General features: G+C 35.3%; 17 protein-coding genes. 8 read left to right on the top strand and 9 right to left on the bottom strand.

Going from position 1 to position 16,587, the window contains the following annotated elements:
• Positions 1-16 precede the first annotated feature (16 nt).
• The 6 genes from ABXZ36_RS07705 to ABXZ36_RS07680 all read right to left on the bottom strand — a co-directional run bounded on the left by ABXZ36_RS07705 (position 17) and on the right by ABXZ36_RS07680 (position 6,065).
• Positions 17-952: a UDP-3-O-(3-hydroxymyristoyl)glucosamine N-acyltransferase gene (locus ABXZ36_RS07705; protein ID WP_354614927.1), complete on the bottom strand. Its 936-nt coding sequence runs from the start codon at positions 950-952 to the stop codon at positions 17-19.
• Positions 953-1,034: 82 nt separating this feature from the next.
• Positions 1,035-1,601: an elongation factor P gene (gene efp / locus ABXZ36_RS07700; protein WP_354614926.1), complete on the bottom strand. Its 567-nt coding sequence runs from the start codon at positions 1,599-1,601 to the stop codon at positions 1,035-1,037.
• A gap of 5 nt (positions 1,602-1,606) precedes the next feature.
• Complete coding sequence (lpxA, locus tag ABXZ36_RS07695; protein WP_354614925.1) at positions 1,607-2,392, bottom strand: acyl-ACP--UDP-N-acetylglucosamine O-acyltransferase; 786 nt, start codon at positions 2,390-2,392, stop codon at positions 1,607-1,609.
• Between the two features lies 1 nt (position 2,393).
• Positions 2,394-3,794, bottom strand: a complete 1,401-nt coding sequence (locus ABXZ36_RS07690) for a bifunctional UDP-3-O-[3-hydroxymyristoyl] N-acetylglucosamine deacetylase/3-hydroxyacyl-ACP dehydratase (protein WP_354614924.1) — start codon at positions 3,792-3,794, stop codon at positions 2,394-2,396.
• Positions 3,787-4,812: a UDP-3-O-(3-hydroxymyristoyl)glucosamine N-acyltransferase gene (lpxD, locus tag ABXZ36_RS07685; protein WP_354614923.1), complete on the bottom strand. Its 1,026-nt coding sequence runs from the start codon at positions 4,810-4,812 to the stop codon at positions 3,787-3,789. Before lpxD ends, ABXZ36_RS07690 begins: the two co-directional genes overlap by 8 nt.
• Before the next feature lie 23 nt (positions 4,813-4,835).
• The gene (locus tag ABXZ36_RS07680; RefSeq protein WP_354614922.1) at positions 4,836-6,065 is read right to left on the bottom strand and encodes an HD domain-containing protein; all 1,230 of its coding nucleotides are present in this window, start codon (positions 6,063-6,065) and stop codon (positions 4,836-4,838) included.
• A gap of 37 nt (positions 6,066-6,102) precedes the next feature.
• Here ABXZ36_RS07680 and porX point away from each other — a divergent pair, with 37 nt between their 5' ends.
• The 3 genes from porX (at position 6,103) to ABXZ36_RS07665 (ending at position 8,786) form a co-directional block, all read left to right on the top strand.
• Positions 6,103-7,647, top strand: a complete 1,545-nt coding sequence (gene porX, locus ABXZ36_RS07675) for a T9SS response regulator signal transducer PorX (protein ID WP_354614921.1) — start codon at positions 6,103-6,105, stop codon at positions 7,645-7,647.
• A gap of 20 nt (positions 7,648-7,667) precedes the next feature.
• The gene (tsaE, locus tag ABXZ36_RS07670; protein WP_354614920.1) at positions 7,668-8,072 is read left to right on the top strand and encodes a tRNA (adenosine(37)-N6)-threonylcarbamoyltransferase complex ATPase subunit type 1 TsaE; all 405 of its coding nucleotides are present in this window, start codon (positions 7,668-7,670) and stop codon (positions 8,070-8,072) included.
• A 330-nt stretch (positions 8,073-8,402) separates the two neighbouring features.
• Positions 8,403-8,786 carry a hypothetical protein gene (locus tag ABXZ36_RS07665; RefSeq protein ID WP_354614919.1) on the top strand — a complete coding sequence of 128 codons (384 nt, stop codon included), beginning with the start codon at positions 8,403-8,405 and terminating at the stop codon, positions 8,784-8,786.
• Between the two features lie 5 nt (positions 8,787-8,791).
• Here the strand turns inward: ABXZ36_RS07665 and ABXZ36_RS07660 are convergent, their stop codons facing one another.
• Both ABXZ36_RS07660 and ABXZ36_RS07655 read right to left on the bottom strand, forming a co-directional pair.
• Positions 8,792-9,568 (bottom strand): hypothetical protein, encoded by a 777-nt coding sequence (locus tag ABXZ36_RS07660; RefSeq protein ID WP_354614918.1) that lies wholly within the window; start codon positions 9,566-9,568, stop codon positions 8,792-8,794.
• 609 nt (positions 9,569-10,177) lie between these two features.
• Entirely contained in the window at positions 10,178-10,552 is a 375-nt protein-coding gene (locus ABXZ36_RS07655) for a hypothetical protein (protein WP_354614917.1), read from the bottom strand.
• Between the two features lie 1,184 nt (positions 10,553-11,736).
• Here ABXZ36_RS07655 and ABXZ36_RS07650 point away from each other — a divergent pair.
• The 4 genes from ABXZ36_RS07650 to ABXZ36_RS07635 all read left to right on the top strand — a co-directional run bounded on the left by ABXZ36_RS07650 (position 11,737) and on the right by ABXZ36_RS07635 (position 14,144).
• Positions 11,737-11,883 carry a hypothetical protein gene (locus ABXZ36_RS07650; RefSeq protein ID WP_354614916.1) on the top strand — a complete coding sequence of 49 codons (147 nt, stop codon included), beginning with the start codon at positions 11,737-11,739 and terminating at the stop codon, positions 11,881-11,883.
• A gap of 96 nt (positions 11,884-11,979) precedes the next feature.
• Entirely contained in the window at positions 11,980-12,516 is a 537-nt protein-coding gene (locus tag ABXZ36_RS07645) for a hypothetical protein (protein WP_354614915.1), read from the top strand.
• 41 nt (positions 12,517-12,557) lie between these two features.
• On the top strand, positions 12,558-13,757 hold the full coding sequence (locus ABXZ36_RS07640; protein WP_354614914.1) for an alanine dehydrogenase: 1,200 nt from the start codon (positions 12,558-12,560) through the stop codon (positions 13,755-13,757).
• A gap of 3 nt (positions 13,758-13,760) precedes the next feature.
• Positions 13,761-14,144: a DUF4258 domain-containing protein gene (locus tag ABXZ36_RS07635; RefSeq protein ID WP_354614913.1), complete on the top strand. Its 384-nt coding sequence runs from the start codon at positions 13,761-13,763 to the stop codon at positions 14,142-14,144.
• A gap of 23 nt (positions 14,145-14,167) precedes the next feature.
• Here the strand turns inward: ABXZ36_RS07635 and ABXZ36_RS07630 are convergent, their stop codons facing one another.
• A complete protein-coding gene (locus tag ABXZ36_RS07630; protein ID WP_354615223.1) occupies positions 14,168-15,334 on the bottom strand; it encodes a proline dehydrogenase family protein in 1,167 nt (388 codons plus the stop codon).
• 94 nt (positions 15,335-15,428) lie between these two features.
• On the opposite strand from ABXZ36_RS07630, the gene aroB reads away from it, so the two are divergent.
• Positions 15,429-16,490 carry a 3-dehydroquinate synthase gene (aroB, locus tag ABXZ36_RS07625; RefSeq protein ID WP_354614912.1) on the top strand — a complete coding sequence of 354 codons (1,062 nt, stop codon included), beginning with the start codon at positions 15,429-15,431 and terminating at the stop codon, positions 16,488-16,490.
• The last annotated feature ends 97 nt before the right edge of the window (positions 16,491-16,587 follow it).

The raw sequence follows: 16,587 nt of genomic DNA, 5'->3' as shown, positions 1-16,587 counted from the left end.
TAAAGTATTACCCTGCTTATTTGTCCTTCAATTTATCTAATATGGAAGGGATTTGCTTTACATATGCTAACTGCTTTAATTTCTCCCTTGCTTCCTCAGCTGGACTGCCAAAATAATTTTTACCACCTTCCAAGGATTTAGATACACCACTCTGTGCCATAACGACTGCTTTTTGTCCGATAGTGATACCACTTATTATACCTACTTGTCCCCAAAGGATGACTTCGTCCTCAATAACTACACAGCCAGCAATGCCTGTTTGTGAAGCTATAAGACATTTTTCTCCTATTACGGTATCATGGCCTACATGTACTTGATTATCTAATTTTGAACCTTTTTTAATAGTGGTATCCCCCGTTACTCCTTTATCTATAGTACACAAAGCCCCTATATCTACATAATCTTCCACCACTACCCTTCCACCAGACAACAATTTATCATATCCGGTAGAACGATTTTTGTAATAAAAAGCATCTCCCCCCAAGACAGTACCAGAATGAATGGTAACATGGTTGCCTATGACACAATTATCATATATGGAGACGTTAGAATGAATGGTACAATGTTCTCCAATCACCACATTATTCCCGATAAAAGCATTGGGCTGTACAGTTGTATGTGCTCCAATTTTAGCAGTTGGAGAAATGGTATTTAACGATTTTTCGAAAGGCCTAAAAAAGCTTGTCAAGGTGTTGAAATCACGGAAAGGATCGTCAGAAATTAAAAGCGCCTTTCCGTCTGGGCAATCTACTTCCTTATTGATAAGCACAATGGTTGCCTTAGAGTTTAAGGCCTTGTCATAGTATTTGGGGTGGTCAACAAAAACAATATCCCCATGTTCCACAACATGAATTTCATTCATTCCCAACACAGGGAAATCTTCTGCCCCAACATAACGGGTATTTATTATTGCCGCAACTTGCTTTAAAGAATAAGGGATGGGAAATTTCATAAAAAGAAATTAGAAAAGGTGTTTAACAAATCACAGAGTACCCTCCAACAGTTAAACACCTTAATATGATTGATTAACTAGACTATTCTTTTACACGCTCCATATAAGCGCCTTTCTCTGTGTCCACTTTAATTTTATCTCCTTCATTAATAAATAACGGAACATTCACACTAGCTCCAGTCTCTACCTTTGCAGGTTTAGTAGCATTAGTAGCTGTATTTCCTTTTACTCCTGGTTCTGTGTAGGTAACTTCCAAAATAACACTAGCTGGCATATCAACGGACAAGGGCATACTATCCTCTGTATTAAACAAAATGGTTACCAATTCTCCTTCTTTTAATAATCCTGGAGCGTCAAGAGAACTTTCTTGAAGTGTAATTTGGTTGTAATCATCGGTGTTCATAAAATGATAGGTTTCCCCTTCCGCATAAAGAAATTGGTATGTTCGGGTCTCTACACGAACATCTTCAATTTTATGTCCGGACGAAAAAGTATTATCTATTACTTTCCCAGTGGTGACACTTTTTAATTTAGTACGCACAAAAGCAGGACCTTTGCCTGGTTTAACGTGTAAAAATTCAATAATTTTAAAAATATCGTGGTTATACCTGATGCATAATCCTTTTCTAATATCTGATGTAGATGCCATATATATTAATTTGTACTAAAATATCCTTTCATAATCCCTCTTTGGGAATCTCTTATAAACTGTAAAATCTCATCCCTTTCAGGTGTTGCTTCCATCTCTGCCTCAATAATCTGCACGGCCTGGGAATTATTATAATTTTTCTGATAGAGTATTCTGTAAATATTTTGGATTTCACTAATCTTATCAGATTCGAAACCTCTGCGCCTTAGTCCTACTGAATTGATTCCTACGTAGGATAATGGTTCCCTTGCTGCTTTTACATAAGGAGGTACATCCTTCCTAACCAAAGAGCCTCCTGTTACAAAAGCGTGATGTCCTATGGATACAAATTGATGTACAGCAACCAAACCTGCCAAAATTACATTATCTCCAATAGTAACATGTCCGGCCAGGGTAGAATTATTAGAGAAGATACAATTATCGCCTATAAAACAATCATGGGCCACATGACAGTATGCCATAATTAGGCAATTCTTTCCAATTTTGGTCTTCATTCTATCAGAAGTACCCTTGTTAATAGTAGCACACTCCCGTATAGTAGTATTATCACCTATTTCTACGGTAGTTTCCTCTCCTTTATATTTTAAGTCTTGAGGGGTTGCAGATATAACTGCACCAGGAAAAATATTGCAATTCTTTCCTATTCTTGCACCTTCCATTATGGTCACATTGGACCCTATCCAAGTTCCCTCACCAATAATAACGTTATTATGAATAGTTGTAAAGGGCTCCACCACCACATTTTTGGCGATTTTTGCCCCTGGATGTATATATGCCAGTGGTTGGTTCATGTTATTTCTTTTTTGCTATTTGTGCCATCATTTCTGCCTCGCAAACTAATTTTCCATTGGCATAGGCATAGGCTTGCATATGGCAAATACCCCTGCGTATTGGTGTGATTAGGCTACAATGAAATATGAGGGTATCCCCTGGCAATACTTTTTGTTTGAATTTTACATTATCTATTTTCATGAAGAAAGTCAGATAATTTTCCGGATCGGGAACGGTACTCAACACTAAAATCCCTCCTGTTTGCGCCATGGCTTCTACCTGCAAAACTCCTGGCATTACTGGGGCATCGGGAAAATGACCTATAAAAAACGGCTCATTCATTGTTACGTTTTTCATTCCTACCACGTGACTATCGGAGAGTTCCAGAATTCTATCGATCAACAAAAATGGAGGTCTATGTGGCAACATGGCCATGATTTGATGGATATCCATCAACGGTGGCAGGTTGAGATCATAGGTAGGCACGCTGTTCCTTTTCTCCAACTTTATCATCTTGGACAATTTTTGTGCAAATTGAGTATTTACAAAATGTCCGGGTTTGTTTGCGATGACCTTCCCTCTTATCCTAATACCTGTTAAGGCAAGATCTCCAATAACATCCAGTAATTTATGTCTTGCTGCCTCATTTGGTTGGTGTAATGTTAGGTTGTCCAAGATGCCATTGGGCTTTACAGAAAGTTTTTCTTTTTTAAAAGCTTTCTGGAGTTTCAACATGGTAGATTCAGAAATTTCCTTGTCTACGTAAACTATGGCGTTGTTTAAATCTCCTCCCTTGATCAACCCGTGCTCCAACAACATCTCCAATTCATGTAAAAAACTAAAGGTACGTGCAGGTGCTATTTCTTTTTTAAAATCTGACAGGCGTTCTAAGGTAGCATTTTGGGTCCCTAAAACTTTGGTTCCAAAATCGACCATAGTAGTCACTTGGTATTCATCTGAAGGGATAATGGTAATTTCGCTACCCGTAGCCTCATCTTTATACGATATGACCTCTTTTACAATGTATTCTTTTCTGATGGCCTTTTGTTCTACTATACCGGCCTTTTCCAACGCTTCTATAAAATATTTAGAAGAGCCATCCATAATAGGCGGTTCGGAAGAATTTAATTCTATAAGGACATTGTCAATTTCTAAACCTACCAATGCAGCTAGAACATGCTCAGAGGTTTGAATCTTGACCCCGTTTTTCTCCAAATTGGTACCACGCTGAGTATTCACTACGTAATTTGCGTCGGCCTCAATAATGGGTTCCCCTTCCAAATCAATTCTTTTGAATGCATATCCATGATTTTCTGGAGCCGGCACAAATTTCATTGTAACATTTTCTCCGGTATGCAATCCAACACCGGAAAGTGTAATCTCCTTCTCTATAGTCCTTTGTTTTGAAGTACTTTTACTCACTGGTCTTATTTTTTTCTAGTTCTTCTAATCTATTGACAAGCTTAGGTAAATTTTTAAAATGCACATAGGATTTATTGAAATCTCCATAATGAAGAGATGGAGATCCTTGTAAAACCTCCCCATCCTTAATATTTCTACCTATTCCTGATTGGGCTTGTATTTTTACCCTATCCCCAATCACAATATGGCCAACTATGCCCACTTGTCCTCCTATCAAACAATTCTTACCTATTTTTGTGGATCCAGCAATACCTGTTTGCGCAGCTATTACTGTGTGTTCCCCTATTTCTACATTGTGTGCTATTTGGATTTGGTTATCCAATTTAACGCCTTTCCGCAGTATGGTTGAGCCTAAAGTAGCCCTATCTATGGTAGTACCCGCACCAACATCTACATTATCTTCCAAGATCACGTTACCCGTTTGTGGTATTTTGTTAAATTCTCCATTGCCGTTTGGAGCAAATCCAAAACCATCGGCCCCTATCACTACTCCACTATGTATGACGCAATTGTTTCCAATCTGGGTATCCGAGTAAATTTTAGCCCCTGAAAAAAGGATTACATTGTTCCCGATGGATACATTATCTCCAATATAAACGTTTGGGTAAATTTTCACATTATCCCCTATTTTCACATTATCTCCCAAATAAGAGAAAGCACCAAGGTAAAATCCAGTTCCATAGGTTGAAGAATCAGAAAGAAAGACAGGACTTTCAATTCCTGTCTTTGTATTCTTTGCCTTATTATAATATTCTAACAACCTTGAGAAAGACTCATAGGCATCGTCTACCTTTATTAGGGTGGTCTTCAAGAAATGTTCTGGTTTAAAGGTCCTGTTGACTATTGTGATAGAAGCCTCAGTGGTATATATGTATGGAGTATACTTGGGATTTGCCAAAAAAGTTAGTGAACCACTCTCACCTTCCTCTATTTTGCACAGCTTATGAACAGTGACTTCGGAGTTACCGTCAACCTCACCTTCCAATATACCCGCAATCTGGCTAGCCGTAAATTTCATGTGGACAAAAGTAAGAAAAATAGTTAAACGTCAACTTTGGGATAACAGATATAATATTTAGTTACCGTTTTAGATAGTGCTTTCAAATTTAAATGGTCAGATGCTTTGGCTACGTCTGTTATCCTTCCATTTCTTCTAACGATATTAATGTTCTGTTTGTCTTGATCATAAGCCTTATTCTCAATTTCGCCACTAAAAATAAAATAAGCAGTTTCCTCATCGGTTAGGTTATAGGAACTTTTAAATGTATCGAATTGCTTTTGCAACTTTTCACCTTCTATGGGTTTGTTTTTCATTTTAATAGTCAACAATTTTCTATTGATGATCATGTAGCATAATTTAGATAGCACAAAATCGGGATGGTCTACCCATAACTTTAGAGCTGATAAAATGTCCACATCATCCAATTTGGCAAATATTTCTAAAGTGTCATCATCAAAATTTTCCTCATTAATTTTATGTTGAATAAAAAACAATAATGGCTTACTACACGCAATATCCTCCCCTTTATCCAGTAATTCCTTGGCCCTTTTAAGAACGCTGATAAGCAACTTTTCTGCTACCAATCCGGTCTTGTGTAGGTATACCTGCCAATACATAAAGCGTCTTGCCATTAAGAATTTTTCAACAGAGTAGATTCCCTTTTCCTCTACTACCAATTCCCCATCTACTACATTGAGCATAGTGATCATTCGCTCTGAGCTAACATTGCCTTCTGCGACCCCCGTATAAAAACTATCTCTTTTTAGATAATCCATCCGGTCCATATCTAGTTGACTAGATACCAATTGATTTAAGAATTTTTTGGGATAGGCTTTATTGAAGATCTGAATGGCCATAGTTAAACTTCCGTTAAACTTCTTATTCAGTTTTTCCATAAAAAAGAGGGATATCCGCTCGTGGTTTACCCCTTCTACTATACTATGTTCCATGGCATGGGAAAACGGGCCATGCCCAATATCGTGCAGCAGTATGGCACACAACAAGCCCTCTTCTTCCAGTTGCGTTATCTCAACCTTCTTAAAACGAAGCACTTGGATGGCTTTTTGCATCAAATGCATACACCCCAAAGCATGGTGAAATCTGGTATGGGTTGCCCCTGGATAGACCAAATAGGATAGACCCATTTGCGAAATTCTTCGTAACCGTTGAAAATAAGGTTCGGCAATAAGGTCAAAAATTAGCGTATTGGGTATACTAATAAATCCGTAAATTGGATCATTAAAAATTTTAAGTTTGTTTGATTTAATCAAAATGACGAATCTTTAAGGCAGTAAATATAAGCACTAAATGAACAAGATTACAATCCTATGGGTAGATGATGAAATTGATCTGCTTAAACCACATATTATATTCCTAGAAAGTAAAAATTACGAAGTTATTACCTGTTTAAGTGGACAAGAAGCCTTGGAAGAACTAACCAAGAGCAAGGTAGACATTGTCTTTTTGGATGAAAATATGCCTGGAATTTCGGGCTTAGAAACACTAAACGAAATAAAGGTCATTAATGCCTCCTTACCCGTTGTGATGATTACAAAAAGTGAAGAGGAGTTTATCATGGAGGAAGCAATAGGGTCTAAAATAGCGGACTACCTTATAAAACCTGTAAATCCTAACCAAATACTCTTGTCCCTTAAAAAGAACCTAGACCATTCCAGGCTGGTTTCTGAAAAGACTACAGCTAATTATCAGCAGGAGTTTAGGAAAATATCTATGGATCTTTCTATGGTAAATTCCTATGAAGAATGGGCTGAACTTTATAAGAAACTCATCTATTGGGAACTTCGTTTAGAGGAAATTGAGGATTCTGGAATGTTTGAAATATTAGAATCCCAAAAGACCGAGGCCAATGCACAGTTCTGCAAGTTTATGGAAAAAAACTATGAAGACTGGTACCAAGGTGGAGATGCTCCAGTAATGTCGCACACCTTATTTAAGGAATTGGTTAAGCCTGAGTTAAAAGACAGCAAAACCTTATTGGTAGTCATAGATAACTTAAGATATGACCAATGGTTAGCCTTTGAAGACACCTTGAACACCTTTTACAAAAAGAAAAAAGACATTCCCTATTACAGCATTTTACCCACAGCAACCCAGTATGCAAGAAATGCAATATTTTCTGGTCTAACCCCTTTGGATATGGAAAAGAAGTATCCCGACTGGTGGAAAAACGATACGGAAGAAGGGGGTAAAAATTTGTATGAAGCCGAATTTTTAGGAACACAATTAAAGCGATTAGGACTAGACCTAAAATGGGATTACCATAAAATCAGTAGCCTGAAACAAGGAAGATACTTGTCTCAAAATTTTAAAACACATAAGAATAATGACTTAACGGTTATTGTATATAATTTTGTGGATATGCTTTCCCATTCAAGAACCGAAATGGAAGTTATTAAGGAATTAGCATCCAATGACAAAGCCTACCGATCCCTTGCCCTTAGCTGGTTCAAAAACTCTCCCCTACTAGAAATCATACAGCAAGCGCAGAATATGGGACTGAAATTAATAATTACCACAGATCATGGAACCATAAATGTAAAGCAACCCTCCAAGGTAATTGGCGATAAGGAAACAAGCCTTAATTTGCGTTATAAAACCGGAAGAAGCCTTACTTATGATCAAAAGGATGTTTTGGAGATAAAAAATCCTAAAGATGTTCATCTACCCAGTATTAATGTAAGTAGTTCATTTATTTTCGCCAAGAATGATTTATTTTTTGCCTATCCCAACAACTACAACCATTATGTTAGTTATTTCAGGAATACCTATCAACATGGTGGTGTTTCTTTGGAAGAGGTTATTATTCCATTTATAGTTCTAGAGCCTAGATAGGTTAATTAGATCAATTTAAAATGAAGTATTCGGAGAAAGAGCTGCCCTTAGTGGCGAAAAAAATTGTGGAATTGGCCAAATCCAAAGTGATTTGCTTTCATGGAGTTATGGGTGCGGGTAAAACTACCCTTATAAAAGCCTTGGTAAAAGAATTAGGAGGGGCTGGCAATACCAACAGTCCAACGTTTGGTATTGTTAATGAATATTATACTACAACCAATGAATTATTGGGATATCATTTTGATTTTTACAGATTAAACCATGAGCATGAGGCATTGGACTTCGGGGTGGAAGAATATCTATATTCGGGTGCTTGGGTCTTTATAGAGTGGTCAGATAAGATTTTCTCTTATATCCCGGAGGACTGTTCTAATATATATATAGAAATTATTGATACTAAAATTAGAAACCTTACCATCGATTAATATATTTCTTGAATATTTATTCTTCAAAAATCGTTTTAGAAGAAAGAAGAATAGATTGAGCAAAAAATAATTTTGAGTACTTGTAGTAAGAAATCCTTATAATTTACGAATATAATCTTTAGCTAATATATTTTTTGAATAGTGAAAATTTTGTTAATAAATAAACCATTTATACAGAATAAACCACCAAAAATGAAGATAAAGTCCTACAAATAAGAAAATTAACTTTATTTAACCTGCATTTTTATATTATACCACTCATTATTTAGCTATCTTTGTTAGTATATTCGATATAAACGTAGAATTAATTCTGCAAACAACAACACAATCATGTTAAAGACAATAGATAGACTAACACAGTTCGTCAAATACGCGGGTTTAAGTGCTCGACAATTTGATTTGTCCATAGGGGCCGGGAACGGTTATACTTTAAGGATGAAAAAAAATCATGCTTCCATTGGAAGTGATGTTATTGAAACGATCTTAAGAACATACCCTCAATTAAATTTAGTTTGGCTAATGACAGGTGAAGGTGAAATGATCAAAAAAGGAGCTGAATCCAAAACGTTGGAATTCGATCAGTTACCTGCCACCAAGCAACAGGAGATTGAAAAAATCATAGAACAAAAAATTAGAGAACGCCAAGAAAAGGAGTTGCAAAAACTTCTTTTGGATGTGACTCAAGAAATTGAAAAAACAAAAAGCAAAGAATAGCCCCCCTATTCTGCTTTTTTATAATTCAATTCAGCTATTAAGGCTTCTCTAATTTTTATTAGGGAAGCCCTATTTTTTTCCAAACTTTCAGGACTGTTGTCAGCTTTAATTAAATCGAACTCCTTCCTCTTGTTATTCAAGTTACTATTGACTTGGCTCAGCTCTTCTAAAATAAGATTTATTTCGTTAAGAATATCTTCATATATGTCGTGTAGCTTATGTCTATATTGGATCTGAAAGGACAGAAACAATATCAGTCCAATAATAAAAAGAATTGCAGGAGCTGCCTTTACCAATTCAAATTGATCTACAACATTGGAATCATCCTTGAACATCTCCCAAATTTGATATGTAAATAGAGTTATAGGCACCATAATAGCGTATCGCCACCAATTCTTGCTACTAATGAACCATATCATTAATGGGAGCAATGCGAAAATCTTATAAAAAATATACCAAAAAAAGATATGAAGATCTTTGAAGCCATGATCATGGATATAAAACCATCCGTAAGAAAAGGATTTTGGCCCTTCTGGTATTAATCTAGATAAAATATACAAAATAGGGATGGAGGCTAATATTATAGTACTAATTAGTTCAAAAATTCTTCTTTTGTTCCTTCCCCCATTGGGCTGTAGATTAATGAAGCTACTTTCTTCATCTAGAACGTGTCGGGTTTGATAGAGTTTTTTTAAATATTGTTCTTTGGATAATGCCCCCTTTATTGATTCTAGATTTGAGGTCCATTCACTAAGTTTATAATACAACTTCTTTGAATTCATATTTAAAACCAAGTCTGGTTCTAGATCTAATAATAGGTAATTTCTTTTTAACTGCTTTGTTAGCCTAAATTTATCTATAAGAATCAATCCCCCTAAAACCATGAGGGATAATAAGAATTTGAACACCATGTTTTCTAAAAGAGTGGTAAGGTTGTCAATATTAATAAAACGTGCGCAAAATTCATATATAAAAATAAACAAGGGAAATAAGATGTAATTCCGCCATAAATGAATGGACGTGAAGAACCAAATAGATAACAGAGTAATGGGAGTTACACATGACAACAATACCCAGACAAACAAATCATTTGAAAAATAGTAATGCTGTAATTTGTAATTAAAAAAGGTAAAATAATTTTCTGTTTTACTAAAAAATAGGTGGATATAAAGTGAAATGGAAACTAGAATGATTATCAATGGGATAATTACATCGCGTAGCCATCTTGTATCCCATAACCCATTTTTTCTCTTAAAAGTTTCAATCATATTAAAATAATGTAATCATCTGCCTGAAAGGTGATTAAACTGCCAGAGGTGAAAGAATATACTCTAAGCGTGTAAGTTTTTTTTTAGTGTATTTTCCTATAAAAAAGCTTTATTTAATTATAACTAATATAAGGACTTATTTTGGAGTACTTTCAATTCCATTGAAAGAGTTTCCCTTAGTGCTACCAGCTTTTGCTCATATGCCTTTTTATCCAAATACTGTTTTTCTGCAAACAATTGCTTTAGACGACTAGCAAAGGGTTCATTTAAAATAGAAGATTGGTGCTTTTCTATAATCTTCAAAATTTCTAGTTCTATTTGTTTATCTGCCTTCTTAATTTTTGTTTGATAGTTAACTACAGTAAACAAAAAGAATAACAACAATACTAAAGGAACCACAAATGGAAAAGAATAATACAGCTCATGTTCATCAAAGGTGTAGGAAAAACTTGGATTAAAAATGGAGAATAATTGAAAAGCCACAATAATTAGATTCATGAGTACTCCATATCTCCAAATCTGTTTACATGTTAAAAACCAGATTAGTAGATAAATTAAACTGAACATTTTAATACATAAGAAATAGACGAAAGTTTGAAAGGTTGGAAATCCAGAATTATAAGAGAATCCCAGAAATTGAAATTATACAAAATCAGTAGGAACCAACTTGTATGAATAGTATAAATAGGCATTAGCAAAAGAATTATTACTACTCCAATCTTTGTTGCTTTTGGTAATGGAGCTTCCGTTTTAGAAACAAAATTAAATTCTGAACCAAATTGACGCTTAGCTTCTAAATCTTTAAGATCATCTAATAATGGTTTTCTCTTTACGGTATGTGTTTGCCTATTAAAGGTATCTCTAGTGTTCTCTTTAACAGCAAGGATGTTCCTGTGTTCTTGGATTGCTCTTACCAACACAAGGATATCAGTGGTAACAACCCCTGTGGAATTTTGTACACGAAAAAAAAACAGCTTCGATAAAGAAAAAAAAAACAAGTAGATATAGCGAACCAAAAAGTAAGGTTAAAAGGGATAAGATGATAAATCCCAAGTGTACTCCCCCAAGAATGGATACTGTTTGATAAATAATCAATAGTATCCCTGGAATGAAACAATACCGCCAAAACCTAGATTCGGAGATAAACCAGAACCCTAATAAAAGTAGCACATATAGTTTCCCTAGCACATAATATGCCTGCAATGCAGTTATCTCAAAATGATACGTAAGAATTGTGAATGAAGTAGATTAGGGTATCCACAGATATACATATAGCAATAACGGCAATATAGCTATACATACTGTAAGCAGAAGTTGATGACTGTATTTTAGGCTCAAGAAATTCAATAAAAATTTCAAACATTAAGTATTCGTAATTCTAAAATCATTTAACAACGATATTTATTGAGTAAAAAGGCGTTCCAATTTAGATCGCGGAGTATAAAGTTAAGAGTGCGCATGGCTCAAGACTCAAGGCTCAAATTTATAATCATTTTGTTTTACCTCCTATCGGTTAATTCAAAATATTATTGTAATTTTTCTGTTAAATGACACTAAAATCGATGAAAGTATTTTTTTTATCGATAAAATGTATTATTTTGTCGTTATAATGCAAAGTAGTTGTAATTTTTTTCCTACATTTGTATTGAAGATGAAATTTTACTAACTAAAAACTTTTTACGATGAACACAAAAAAGATTCTTTTCGCTGTTGTGGCCGCTGCTACATTGTTGGTTGCTTCCTGTACTTCAAGTACAGCAAGTGACGATTCTTTGTACGAGCAAGGTGTTGACAAAACAAAAATCAACAAAGGAAATAGCAACGGATAATATATTCGTTACAATTTTTTTTAAATTTTCAAAAAGGGTAATCATAAATTACCCTTTTTTGCGTTATATAAGTATATGTCCTACAATTTTGCTCTAATGAATGAAGAAATACCTCCAAAAAATAAAAAAGCCAAAAAGAAATTGCTCATAGATTCCTTTATGGTATTCTTTATAATAATGGCACCTTTTATCTTCAAGGCACATGAATATTTACCAGAGACTTTGACTATTAATATATTGGGTTATACCATAGGTGATAATGGATTTGGAAGTGTGAACATGTATGGATGGTTTATGGTTCAAAAAATCATTCCTTTATACTTATTAATCATTTGGTTTTTTACGTGTAAGGATTGGTGGTACCATATCATATTGATACCAATAATGATGTATGCCTTTCAGATTTTTGAAACAGTGTATTCCGAGGATGTATATGTGGATACGGAAAATGTATTGTGGTTGCTTCCTGTTTGTATGATAATTATACCTATTGTGTATTTTATTAGGATTAAATTGTATGACAAGCACGTACACGGTATAGATTTGGACGCCATGGATGCGGAATTAAAGATGCTACAAGAAAAGGAACGTTTACGAATGGAGAAAGAAGAACTTAAAAGAAAAATAATGTAAATTTGAGGATGATGTGTTTTTAGCACCTTCAATTACAACCTATGAACCAACCTTCTTCACCTTTTAGTAAGCAACAACTACTTCCACAAGAAGAAACTTTAGAAGTTTTACGACAAAAAGGAGAGCTCTACATAGGGATTCCTAAAGAAAATCAATTCCAAGAAAAGCGTATTTGTCTAACCCCAGATGCTGTAAATGCCATTACTGCCCACGGGCATAGGGTACTCATAGAATCTGGAGCTGGTGAAGGGGCTAATTATTCAGATATTGAATATACCAATGCGGGAGGAGAAATTACTAGGGACACCAAAAAAGTCTTCTCTTGTCCCCTAATCCTTAAAGTAGAACCTCCCACTTTTTCAGAAATTCAATTATTAAATCCGCAAGCGACCATTATTTCCGCATTGCAGATAAAAACCCAATCCAAAAAATATTTTGAGGAATTGGCCAAGAGACGCGTAACGGCTATTGCATTTGAGTATATCCTAGATGATGAAGGCAAATACCCAGCGGTAAGATCCTTAAGTGAAATTGCAGGAATTTCTTCTGTTCTAGTTGCGTCTGAAATTATGGCTGCCACCAATAAAGGTAACGGACTCATGTTTGGGAATATCAGTGGAGTTCCTCCTGTTGAGGTGGTTATTATTGGTGCCGGTACTGTTGGGGAATTTGCTGCCAGATCTGCTATTGGCTTGGGAGCCAATGTAAAAGTGTTTGATAATTCCATTACCAAGCTTAGAAATATACAAACTCATTTAAGACAAACAGTGTATACGTCTACCATACAACCCAAAAATCTATTAAAGGCTTTAAAGCGCTGTGATGTAGCCATTGGTGCCACCAGAGGAAAGGACAGATCACCTGTAGTGGTAACTAGTACTATGGTAGAGCACATGAAAAAAGGAGCCGTCATCATAGATGTGAGCATTGACACAGGAGGGTGTTTTGAAACAAGTGAAATTACCACCCATGACAAGCCTACAAGAGAAAAATTTGGAGTGATTCATTATGGGGTACCTAATATCCCTTCTAGGTATCCAAAAACATCTTCAATTTCCATCAGCAACATTTTTACACCTTATCTTTTAAAAATAGGAGAAGATGGTGGACTCGAAAATTCCTTGAGATTTGATAAAGGATTAAGAAATGGTCTATATTTGTATCACGGTATTTTAACCAACAAATCGGTTGGGGAATGGTATGACCTTTCTTATAGCGATATCAATTTTCTTATCTTTTAGTGTATGGCATTTATAAAACGGCTCGGCTTCTTTTTAGTCGGTCTTTCTATTGGAATCGTTTTTCTAACGTTCTTTTTTAAGAAAAAAACAGAGGAAACAGGAACGGAATTCTGTTATTTTCCTAACTGTAGGGTATTAAAGGATCTAAGGTCCAAACCCATTTTTTATTCGGAAGACATCAATGCACTTTTAGCTTCCAACAAGTTAGATACCTTGGATATCAATACCTTTTTTAGGAACGGTGATATCGATTTTGGGAAAAGTAATGCCAAGACAGTGCCTTGTAGAACTTATGTTATTGAGGGCTCCATAAAACAGAAAAAGGCAATTTTAGAAGTTAAAAATTGCCCTTCAAAAGTGATCGTGGAACGGGTTACGGACCTCTAACCTATCAACTATTCCTTTTGAATTTATATTTTTCTACGCGTACGCTCTTTTTTTAATAAAGTAATTTCCCTTGTTGTCTGACCTGAAACCGATGTATTTTCCTCTGCCCTTCTAATTAAGTATGGCATTACGTCCCTTACTGGACCAAATGGCAAGTACTTGGCTACATTGTAACCGTGTGCGGCCATATTGAAGGAGATATTATCACTCATTCCGTATAATTGTCCAAACCAAATATTGGGATCATTTTTAGCAATGTTCCTTTTCTCCATGAGGTCCATTAACTTATAGCAGCTCAATTCATTATGAGTACCTGAGAAAAGAGCAATTATGTCTAGGTGCTCTAAAATATAGGATATTGCTTCATCAAAGTTCTCATCGGTAGCCTTTTTGGATGGACAAATAGGTGTAAGATAACCTTTCTTCTCCGCCCGATCATTCTCCTTTTCCATATAAGCCCCACGAACCACCTTAAAACCTATTTTAAAGTTCCCTAATTGGGCCTTTTTATGTAATTCTTTAAGATAAGCTATTCTATCCCAGCGATACATTTGCAGGGTATTAAAGACAATGGGCTTTTCTTTATTGTATTTTTCCATCATATTCTCCACCAAACTATCAGCAGCATCCTGCATCCAACTTTCTTCTCCATCTATAAGTAAGGCTACATCCATTTCATAGGCCTTCTTGCATACTTTGTCAAATCTGTTGATTATCCGATGCCATTCTTGGTTTTCATCTTCAGTAAGGGTTTTGCCTTCCCCAATTTTTTGGTAGATCGCAAAACGGCCAAAAGCAGTAGGTTTAAATACAGCGTATGGTATAGCTTCTTTTTCCTTGACGAAATTGAGGATCTCCATAATTTTCTCGTAGGCAGAATCAAATTGATTTTCTACATCTTTTCCCTCAACGGAATAATCCAATACCGAAGAAACCCCTTTTTGGTACATTTTTTCAATAAGGGGCATACAATCTTTTCCATCGACACCGCCGCAAAAATGATCAAAAACAGTAGCTCTAATTAATCCTTCTACTGGTAAATGAGCCTTAATGGCAAAATTGGTAACCGCTGAACCAATTCTTACCAAAGGTTCGTTAGATATCATCTTAAATAAAAAATAAGCTCTTTCTAGTTCAGAGTCCGTTTTTAGTGCAAAAGCCGTTGCAGTATTTTCAAAAATTTGATCCATTATTGTCAATTTCATAACTGGTCAAATATAAGTACAGAATATTTATCTTATCAATAAAAATAGCCTTTATTTTGTCTTTTTTAATCCGTTTACCATGAATTCAATAGCGAGCGATTCTTACGTTGTACATTTTAAAGAAAAAGCCTATAACGCTTTAAACGAGCACCTAAAAGATGCCAATTATTCCAAAATTTTCATCTTAGTAGACGAAAATACCCATGATCTTTGCCTACCCCTATTTATGGCCGAAATAAACGGGGATTATTCTTATGAAATTATAGAAATAGAAGCTGGGGAAATCCATAAGAATTTGGAGACCTGTGCACAGGTATGGGAAGCCATGTCCGAATTGGATGCAGACCGCAAAAGTCTTATGATCAATGTAGGAGGTGGGGTTGTCACAGATATGGGCGGATTTATAGCTTCTTGCTTTAAAAGAGGCATACCCTTCATCAATGTACCCACTACCCTATTAGCAATGGTTGATGCTTCTGTAGGAGGTAAAACTGGGATTGATTTAGGAGCTTTAAAAAACCAGATTGGCGTCATCAACCAACCACAAATGGTCTTGGTAATTTCCGATTTTCTGAATACGCTTGAAGAAAGGCAATTGCAAAGTGGTTTTGCTGAAATGTTGAAACATGGACTTATCAAAGACAAAAAATATTGGACAGAGCTTCAGATGCTTTCTAATTTTGAGTTAATGGATGATTTCATCTATCATTCCATTCTTATAAAAAATGAAGTTGTACTTCAAGATCCCACAGAACAAAATTTAAGAAAAATATTAAATTTTGGTCATACTCTTGGACATGCCATAGAATCCTATTTTCTAGAGAGCGCAACTCATGAAACACTATTACATGGGGAGGCAATAGCCATAGGAATGATCATGGAAGCTTTTTTATCCAAAGAACTGACAGGACTATCAGTAAAGGAGTTGGAAGATATTAGGACTACATTTCTTAAGAGATACAAAAAAATAGTTTTCACGGAAGAAGATATACAAGCCATCTTGGGCTTATTGAAGTTTGATAAAAAGAATTCGCATGGCAATATCAATTTTGTGCTCTTGAGATCCATTGGAAACCCAGAGATCGACATAAAAATACCTAACAATTTGTATATCAAGGCTTTTGATTACTACAAGGTTTAAGGCGTACACCTACTAAAAAAGGCAGTTTTACAACTCTAGGGGTTGCGTAAGAAATAAATAGCATAGCTTAGGATTAGAAATCACCCTAAAAAACAAA

Origin of the sequence: Sediminicola arcticus (assembly GCF_040566695.1) — a bacterium.
GTDB classification, from domain to species: Bacteria; Bacteroidota; Bacteroidia; order Flavobacteriales; family Flavobacteriaceae; genus Sediminicola; species Sediminicola arcticus.
Note: the sequence above shows the minus strand (reverse complement) of the source record. Positions and strands in the feature narration are given on the sequence as shown.

Coding starts and splice junctions, on each gene's coding strand:
- ABXZ36_RS07705 (WP_354614927.1), bottom strand. CDS start 952: ATGAAATTTCCCATCCCTTATTCTTTAAAGCAAGTTGCGGCAATAATA.
- efp (WP_354614926.1), bottom strand. CDS start 1,601: ATGGCATCTACATCAGATATTAGAAAAGGATTATGCATCAGGTATAAC.
- lpxA (WP_354614925.1), bottom strand. CDS start 2,392: ATGAACCAACCACTGGCATATATACATCCAGGGGCAAAAATCGCCAAA.
- lpxD (WP_354614923.1), bottom strand. CDS start 4,812: ATGAAATTTACGGCTAGCCAGATTGCGGGTATATTGGAAGGTGAGGTT.
- porX (WP_354614921.1), top strand. CDS start 6,103: ATGAACAAGATTACAATCCTATGGGTAGATGATGAAATTGATCTGCTT.
- tsaE (WP_354614920.1), top strand. CDS start 7,668: ATGAAGTATTCGGAGAAAGAGCTGCCCTTAGTGGCGAAAAAAATTGTG.
- ABXZ36_RS07665 (WP_354614919.1), top strand. CDS start 8,403: ATGTTAAAGACAATAGATAGACTAACACAGTTCGTCAAATACGCGGGT.
- ABXZ36_RS07660 (WP_354614918.1), bottom strand. CDS start 9,568: ATGAATTCAAAGAAGTTGTATTATAAACTTAGTGAATGGACCTCAAAT.
- ABXZ36_RS07655 (WP_354614917.1), bottom strand. CDS start 10,552: ATGAATCTAATTATTGTGGCTTTTCAATTATTCTCCATTTTTAATCCA.
- ABXZ36_RS07650 (WP_354614916.1), top strand. CDS start 11,737: ATGAACACAAAAAAGATTCTTTTCGCTGTTGTGGCCGCTGCTACATTG.
- ABXZ36_RS07645 (WP_354614915.1), top strand. CDS start 11,980: ATGAATGAAGAAATACCTCCAAAAAATAAAAAAGCCAAAAAGAAATTG.
- ABXZ36_RS07640 (WP_354614914.1), top strand. CDS start 12,558: ATGAACCAACCTTCTTCACCTTTTAGTAAGCAACAACTACTTCCACAA.
- ABXZ36_RS07635 (WP_354614913.1), top strand. CDS start 13,761: ATGGCATTTATAAAACGGCTCGGCTTCTTTTTAGTCGGTCTTTCTATT.
- ABXZ36_RS07630 (WP_354615223.1), bottom strand. CDS start 15,334: ATGGATCAAATTTTTGAAAATACTGCAACGGCTTTTGCACTAAAAACG.
- aroB (WP_354614912.1), top strand. CDS start 15,429: ATGAATTCAATAGCGAGCGATTCTTACGTTGTACATTTTAAAGAAAAA.